Genomic DNA, 6,753 nt, shown 5'->3' with positions numbered 1-6,753 from the left:
GTTGTATCGCTCGACGGACCGCCGCTGTCGTCGTGGCGCTCCCATGGTGAACCTGGCCCATAGCGCATCCTTTGATTCGGAGGACAAGGATGCCCCATCAAAACCTGGGATCAAACATCTAGAATCAAAGATCTTCTATGTCGTTTCGAATCCGAAGCTCGCTATAAAGACGCTGGATAGTGATGTGAACTTCGGATTCGGGACACCAGGCGCGGCCGCAGCCAGCGTATTGGTCCCTACTATTACCTCAGCGGACAACACCAAGCCAATGTCCGGATCAGGATCGATCCGGTCAGAATCGATATCTCAGGGCGATCGACATCCGGCGCGGCTCACCGAAGGGAGAATAGTACTTGGTCTCCAGTTGCGCGCGATAAGTTTTGTCGAACAGGTTGCTCACCGTCATCACCAGTTCGGCGTTCGGGTTGATCTGGTACTTCGCCATCAGTCCCACCAGCAACAGCGCGCCGCTGCGGATTCTTGCGGTCTCACCCGTAAACCAGCTCACATCGTCGAGATAGAGCTGGCTGCGCGCCGACAGGTTGCCGCCCAGCGTCCAGTCCGTGCCGGGCACCTTGTAGGCGGTGGTCAGGCGCATATTGTGACGCGGCAACCAAGTGCCGTAGCGCAGGCCATTCATTTCGCCGCTCGCGTACTTGCTGTCAACGAAGGTATAGCCCGCCATCATTTGCCAGCCGGGCGACAGTTCTCCGCTGAGACCCAGGTCGACGCCCTGGCTCACCACCTTGTCGGCAGCGATGTAGCAGACGCCGCCGCAGGCGTTGCTCGGGTCGGGAAGGACGGAATAATCCTGCCGCGCCAGATTGGTCTGGTCCAGACGGAACACCGCGGCCGACACGTTCAGGCGCTTGTCCAGCAGTTCGCCCTTGACGCCCACCTCGTAGTTGGCGCCGACCACCGGCGCGACCGTGCTGCCGTCGGCTTGCCTTTGGGTTTGCGGCCTGAAGATGTCGGAGTAGCTGGCATAGACCGACACCTGCTGCGTGAGGTCGTAGGTCAGACCGGCATAGGGGCTGACGACGCCGGTCTTCTCGGTGCTGGTGAGTCTCGTCAAGAGGTTCTCATCCTTGTAGTTGCTGACGCGCGCCCCCGTGATGAGCTTGAGCGCATCGGTGAGGCTGAAGCGGGTCATGCCATAGGCGCCGAGCTGGGTGACTTTCGTATCGCCGAAGTAAGGCGTGCCCTCGGGCACGTCGCCCAATGATCCGGGATCGAAGGTGTAAACATTGAAGGGTATCCGTTGAGAATAGCCCGAGCCCCGGTAAGCCCAGCGAAAGGAAGACCCGTTCACGCCGAATGCCGCCTCGTGCTTGCGGCCGAACAGGTGAAACGGCCCGGATGCATACACGTCTACCGCGTTGGAGTCTGAGCCACCTGTTATGTTATTCTGTCGGTTGAGCCTCAGGCCATCGCCCGTTGTTGGATCAAGCTCGCCGGAGGCGTAAGCGTAACGAAATGTGTCATTATTGTTCTCGCTGTGGATGACCCTGGCCTTGAGCTGCCAGTCGCCCGCCAATTGCTGAGTTACGCCCACCGTAGTCATCATCAAGTCTTTGGTGTCGTACTTATTTCCATCGGAAAAGAAGGCGGAGCGGCGGACGCCCCATTCGCTGCCGTCGGCCGCGAACGGCGGGCCGATTTGGTCGCGTCCGACGTCCTGTTGATACTGCACGCTGGCTTCCAACATGGTGGTGTCCGTCAGGTCGGCCTCGACAATGCCATAGACCGCCCGGCGGTCGCGAAACACGTAGTCCACGAAGAACTTTCTGTTATCGACCAGGGCCACCAAACGCCCGCGAACGCGGCCCGCCCCGGTGAGCGAGCCGGAGACGTCGCCCACGACGCGGCGTCCGCTCCAGGATGACAGTTGCGCATCGGCCTGCGCCTGGAAGGTGGCGGTGGGCCGCTTACGCATCAGATTGATGGTGCCGCCCGGTTCACCCGCGCCCGCCAGCAGGCCGGCCGCGCCCTGGAGCACTTCCACCCGGTCGATGAAGGCGTTGTCGATCTGCGGGTTGCGGCCGTTGGTGCTGATCCCGATCGGGTTGGGCACGCCATCGAACTGGGATTGCATGTCGAACCCACGGCTGTAGTAATATGCACCATTCTCGCCCCGTTCTTGTACGAACACACCGCTGACCGTCTTCAGCGCGTCGTCAACGGAGGTCATGTTGAAATCCCGCATCTGCTGGTTTGTCACCACGGTGACGGTCTGTGGAGTCTCGCGCGGAGTGAGTTGGAACTTCGTCGCCGTCGCTGTCACGCGCGGCGTATAGGAGTTGATCCCTTCGGTCCTGCCGGGATCGCTCGATGCCGCCCCCTGCACATCAATCGTATCGAGCGCGATCGCGCCGGCGGGAGCCGCGCCGATACTGCCGTCCGCATTCGGCCGCTGGATTGCAACGGTTGAGGCATTTGTAAAGCGATAGCTGAGGCCCGTTCCCGCCAACAGGCGGGTCAGTGCCTGATGGGAGGAGAGATTGCCGGATACGCCGGGCGATCGGACGGCGCGCCCAATGCCGCCGTCACCGACAACATCAATGCCGGTGACACGGGAAAAGGCGGAGACGGCACCGGCGAGCGGCTGGGGTGGAATAGAGAAGTTATAACTTTCACCACGCGCTGCCGGAGCCGCGACGGGCGCGTTCGGTGCCGGCGCCTGAGCGTTCGCAACGTCAATGATACCTGCCGTCAGGGCCGTCGATAGAAGCAGAAAAGCCGCACACCTGTTCGAGACGCCGGCCCGCGCTTCCGCGGCCAACCCTTTTCCTGACCCGCTTCTCATACCTTAAGCCCCCATACACGGGCTCCGGCAGAGATGCTGGAGCGCGGTTATAGAGTCAGACAATCGAGGCTCTGGAATTTTGCGACGTGACGCAAAAAAAATTCAGCCGGCCGGAAACAACAGGGTCAGATATGGCGTGGCGGCAACAATCCGGATCGGTAACGCCTCGGCGAGTTGCGCCACGATTGTCTCCGTGCGGTTGAGGTTGACAATGAGCGTGATCGGCCGCTGCGCGAGCGCGCTGCTCATGACGATGATGCGCCCGGAGCACCAGCGGTTGAGCGCTTGCACGGCTTGTCCGAGAGGCGCTTGCGTGAAGACCAGCCGACCCTCCCGCCACGCGAATTCGGTGCCGGTTTCCGATTGTCGCGGCGCTCCGATATGCCTGCTGTCGTAGGTAACCAGCGAGCCGGCGGAGACCTTGGCGGATTGGCTGCCGAGCGCGACGTCGACGGCGCTCTCCGTCACGGCGACGGTCACGCTCTCGTCCCGATAATCGACGCCGAACGCCGTGCCGAGCGCGGTCGTGCGCCCCTCGCCCGCGTCGACGACGAAGGGCCGTCCCGCGTCTTTTGCGACCGCGAAGAACGCCTCGCCTTCGTGCAACGTAAGGCCGCGTCGCTCGCGCGTGAAGGCCAGCGAAATTTTTGTTTCAGCCGCGAGATCGATGGTTGATCCGTCGGCGAGCGTCACGGTGCGACGTTCTCCTGTCGCAGTCCGGTAGTCGGCGAAAGGGTAACTCGCCAAATATCGCCAGGCTCCGAGGCCAACGGCTCCCACAATGACGGCCTTGCCGAGCCTGCGGCGCGTCAGCGTTTTCCGCGCGGCGAGGTGGCGATCCTTCATGCCAGGAAGCCCGATCGCGCCCGTCCACAGCCTGTTGATATCCGCATAGGCTTCGGCGTGACGCGGATCGGCCGCGAGCCACGCCTTCAATGCGTTCTTCTCCCTGCCGGAAGCCTTGCCGCCATGCATCGTGGCGAACCAGACCGCCGCCTCCTCGACAATCCGGACGTGGTCGGGATCGTCGCTCACCTGACTATCGGCCGCATGTTTCATGCAAGCAAACCTCCCGGACGGCGCGGACAGCCGAGTCTGCGCCTGTTCGTCCTATTACATTGACAATCGAGAGAGGTGGATTTCTGAGGTGATATCGGAGAATGCTTTAGACGGAACCAGCAGCCCTTGAACCTCTTCATGCCGCCATGGAACAGGGCGTTCCATCAGAACCCAATTGTTTTACCGCCGCGTTTCATCGAGGCGCAATTTCATCCGGGCGAGAATGCGCACCATATGGCCGAATGCCGTCCTGGGCTGGATGTCGAGCATCCGGCCGATTTCATCGAAAGTCCGGCCGTCGATGCGTGACAGAATGAAAACCGCGCGATGGGCAGGCGGAAATTCGTTCAGCGTCGCATAAACGATCTTCAGTTCCTGCCGGGACAACACGACCTGCTCGGCCGATGGCGTGTCGTCCGTCAGCGTCGCAAGCGCCGTCTCTGGATCATCGACAAAAGACAGGATACGTTGACGGCGATTGTAGTTGATCGCCAGGTTGGTCGCCGTGCGAAACAGATAGGCATGACCATTGGCGATGGGTGTACGGGAGCGCGCCGACCAGAGCGCGAGAAATGCCTCCTGGGTCAGATCCGCAGCCGCCTCCGCAGACGGCACACGCCGGCGCAGGAAGCGGGTCAGCTCCTTGCTGTGTCGGCGGAAAAGATCTTGGATATCAAACGACACGGGTCGAGCCTTATTCCCTCGATCGCACGGTGCTCACGCAATCCAAGTCCGGCTTTACCGAATGGGTAATTTCCTTGCAATATCGTCTGTCTGGATTGGTTCTAAGCTCGCGGGATCATGGTCGCAGCCAGATATATGAAACGTGTTTAGAGCGAGCGGCTGACAGCGATCGGGCTCATGTGCTGACGCGAGGGTGCGCTGCGATGTCCGCTTGCCGTGTAGGTCTGCGGCGTGGCGCGGCGCTGCACCTCGGCACTGACGCCGCGAACGATTCGTTCGGAAACTGCATGCGCGGTGGCGAGCACCGTGAGATTCACCTGAAGCATGGCGCCGAATGTATCATGGTGCCGTTCAGCGCAGTGAGCAGATCCGGCGTCGCCTGAGTCATGTAGGCGTGACCGGTCTTAAATTACCTGATGGCGTCGACGTAGCGGCGCGACAGTTCTGTCTTCCGGCAGTGGAAACCGAGATCGTCAGGGTCTGAGCACAGGCGTTCGATCATCGGCTGAGCCAACTCAATCCAGGCACGATCGATGCCGTAGGCCGCGCGCGAGCTGCGTCGATTCCCGTTTGGCTGCATGATCTGATTCACGCCCATTCCGTCGTTCAGGCGCAAGGCAGGAACGTACGAAAAAGTTGCCAGCGCATCATTGATTCCAGTGATGAGCCCGCTCAGCGATGCGATTAACAATAAAAAACCGCGGGGGAATCACTCTCAACCGATTTGACTGGCTGCCTGGGCGTCATGAACCGATCTGTGCCTTCGAGGAGGCCGCAAGGGCGCGCAAACGGGGGCGTATTTTCTACCAATGGCAAGGCAATCTTGTTCAACGGCGCCGGCATCGACATTCTGGGCGGCAGCGCCACCATTGTCAAAGCGACACGTGTGCTCAGACAAATCAGGTCGCAGTTTGAGCAGTTTTCGACACTGGGTTTAGATGTCTTCTCCACTATTCAACACCGCGCCTTTTCCAACCAGCTCTGAACGGACAATTGAATGTCCAATTTTGCCTTCCTCGCCGCTGAATTTCCCACCGTGCACGAAGCGGCGGTGGAGGCGGAGCGTCAGGCCGGTGTGTCTCCGACGGCGGCGGCGTTCTTCGCCGGCAAGACGGTTGAGGTCGCGGTTATCCGCCGCGCCATATTGGCGGCTTCTACAAGCGCCACGAGTTGGAGCTATTGATCCAGCGTCGCACCGGTCGTGCCAAACTCTCCGAGACTAAGATCAACACCGCGATCGCCGGGCACAAGCGCCCCTATCAACAGCGAGCGATCCGCGCCGCGTCACTTGCGATGGGCGGCGACTGGCATGATCTCGGCGGCGGGCTGACCGAAGGGGACGAGTTCTCCGTTTCGCTCCAGCCACTCGCCCGCATCCACGACACCTATGAACGCGCCTGGGCCGCCGACTGGATCGTCGCGATACTCCTGCGTGAAGGCATCGCGATCACGCCCGAGGTGAAGGAGCATCTTTGGAGGGCGCTGACCTCGCTCGCTTCGCCGCACCCGTCGCATTGTCTCCGATGCTGGTGACGCCGGCGCACGCCCTCATCGTGTTCGATCCGTCGAACTACGCGCAGAACGTGCTAACCGCCGCGCGTTCACTGGAGCAGATCACTCATCAGATCACTAGCCTGCAAAACGAAGCGCAGATGCTCATCAATCAGGCCCGCAATCTGGCAAGCCTGCCGTTCTCCTCGCTCCAGCAGCTTCAGCAGTCGGTTCAGAAGACGCAGCAGCTTTTGAATCAGGCGCAGAACATCGCCTTCGACGTTCAGAAGATCGATCAGATGTTCAGCCAGAAATACGGCAACATCTCCATGTCGGCGACAGATCGACAGCTTGTCGCCGACGCGCGCTCACGCTGGCAGAACACGGTCGGCAGCTTGCAGGACGCGATGCGCGTGCAAGCCGGTTTCGTCGGCAACATCGACACGAATCGCACGCAAATGTCGAACCTCGTCAGCCAGAGCCAGGGCGCGACCGGCGCGCTGCAAGCCACGCAGGCCGGCAACCAGTTGCTCGCTCTGCAATCGCAGCAGCTCTCCGACCTGGTGGCGCTCGTATCAGTCAACGGCCGCGCCGATGCGCTGACACTGGCCGAGCGTGCGGCCGCGGCCGAACAGGGCCGCGAGCAGCGCCGCCGCTTCCTCGCAACGCCCGCATGTTCGGCAACTGAGGGCCAAAGGGAAGCAATGTCATGG

5 protein-coding genes and 3 pseudogenes are annotated in these 6,753 nt (G+C 61.2%); 4 read left to right on the top strand and 4 right to left on the bottom strand.

Annotated features, from left to right (window positions below; genetic code table 11):
- Positions 1 to 292: 292 nt before the first annotated feature.
- The 4 genes and pseudogenes from BGO16_RS13775 to BGO16_RS13760 form a co-directional block, all read right to left on the bottom strand.
- The gene (locus BGO16_RS13775) at positions 293 to 2,782 is read right to left on the bottom strand and encodes a TonB-dependent siderophore receptor (RefSeq protein WP_292619287.1); all 2,490 of its coding nucleotides are present in this window, start codon (positions 2,780 to 2,782) and stop codon (positions 293 to 295) included.
- A 126-nt stretch (positions 2,783 to 2,908) separates the two neighbouring features.
- Positions 2,909 to 3,865 carry a FecR family protein gene (locus BGO16_RS13770; RefSeq protein ID WP_292619286.1) on the bottom strand — a complete coding sequence of 319 codons (957 nt, stop codon included), beginning with the start codon at positions 3,863 to 3,865 and terminating at the stop codon, positions 2,909 to 2,911.
- A 180-nt stretch (positions 3,866 to 4,045) separates the two neighbouring features.
- Complete coding sequence (locus BGO16_RS13765; protein WP_292619285.1) at positions 4,046 to 4,549, bottom strand: sigma-70 family RNA polymerase sigma factor; 504 nt, start codon at positions 4,547 to 4,549, stop codon at positions 4,046 to 4,048.
- Between the two features lie 146 nt (positions 4,550 to 4,695).
- Positions 4,696 to 4,997, bottom strand: a pseudogene (locus tag BGO16_RS13760) (hypothetical protein); the annotation flags it as partial.
- 375 nt (positions 4,998 to 5,372) lie between these two features.
- On the opposite strand from BGO16_RS13760, the gene BGO16_RS13755 reads away from it, so the two are divergent.
- The 4 genes and pseudogenes from BGO16_RS13755 to trbJ form a co-directional block, all read left to right on the top strand.
- Positions 5,373 to 5,534, top strand: a complete 162-nt coding sequence (locus tag BGO16_RS13755; protein ID WP_292619284.1) for a hypothetical protein — start codon at positions 5,373 to 5,375, stop codon at positions 5,532 to 5,534.
- A gap of 12 nt (positions 5,535 to 5,546) precedes the next feature.
- Positions 5,547 to 5,732 (top strand): hypothetical protein, encoded by a 186-nt coding sequence (locus BGO16_RS13750; protein ID WP_292619283.1) that lies wholly within the window; start codon positions 5,547 to 5,549, stop codon positions 5,730 to 5,732.
- Between the two features lie 86 nt (positions 5,733 to 5,818).
- A pseudogene (locus BGO16_RS13745) lies at positions 5,819 to 6,049 on the top strand (hypothetical protein); the annotation flags it as partial.
- Positions 6,022 to 6,711: pseudogene (trbJ, locus tag BGO16_RS13740) on the top strand (P-type conjugative transfer protein TrbJ); the annotation flags it as partial. The pseudogenes BGO16_RS13745 and trbJ, both read left to right, overlap by 28 nt.
- Positions 6,712 to 6,753 lie beyond the last annotated feature (42 nt).

It is taken from the genome of Nitrobacter sp. 62-23 (assembly GCF_001897285.1).
Classification (GTDB): domain Bacteria; phylum Pseudomonadota; class Alphaproteobacteria; order Rhizobiales; family Xanthobacteraceae; genus Nitrobacter.
This window is presented reverse-complemented; position numbering and strand designations above follow the sequence as displayed.

Bases quoted from the DNA above. Each gene is read 5' to 3' on its own strand.
- BGO16_RS13770 (WP_292619286.1), bottom strand. From the start codon at position 3,865: ATGAAACATGCGGCCGATAGTCAGGTGAGCGACGATCCCGACCACGTC.
- BGO16_RS13750 (WP_292619283.1), top strand. From the start codon at position 5,547: ATGTCCAATTTTGCCTTCCTCGCCGCTGAATTTCCCACCGTGCACGAA.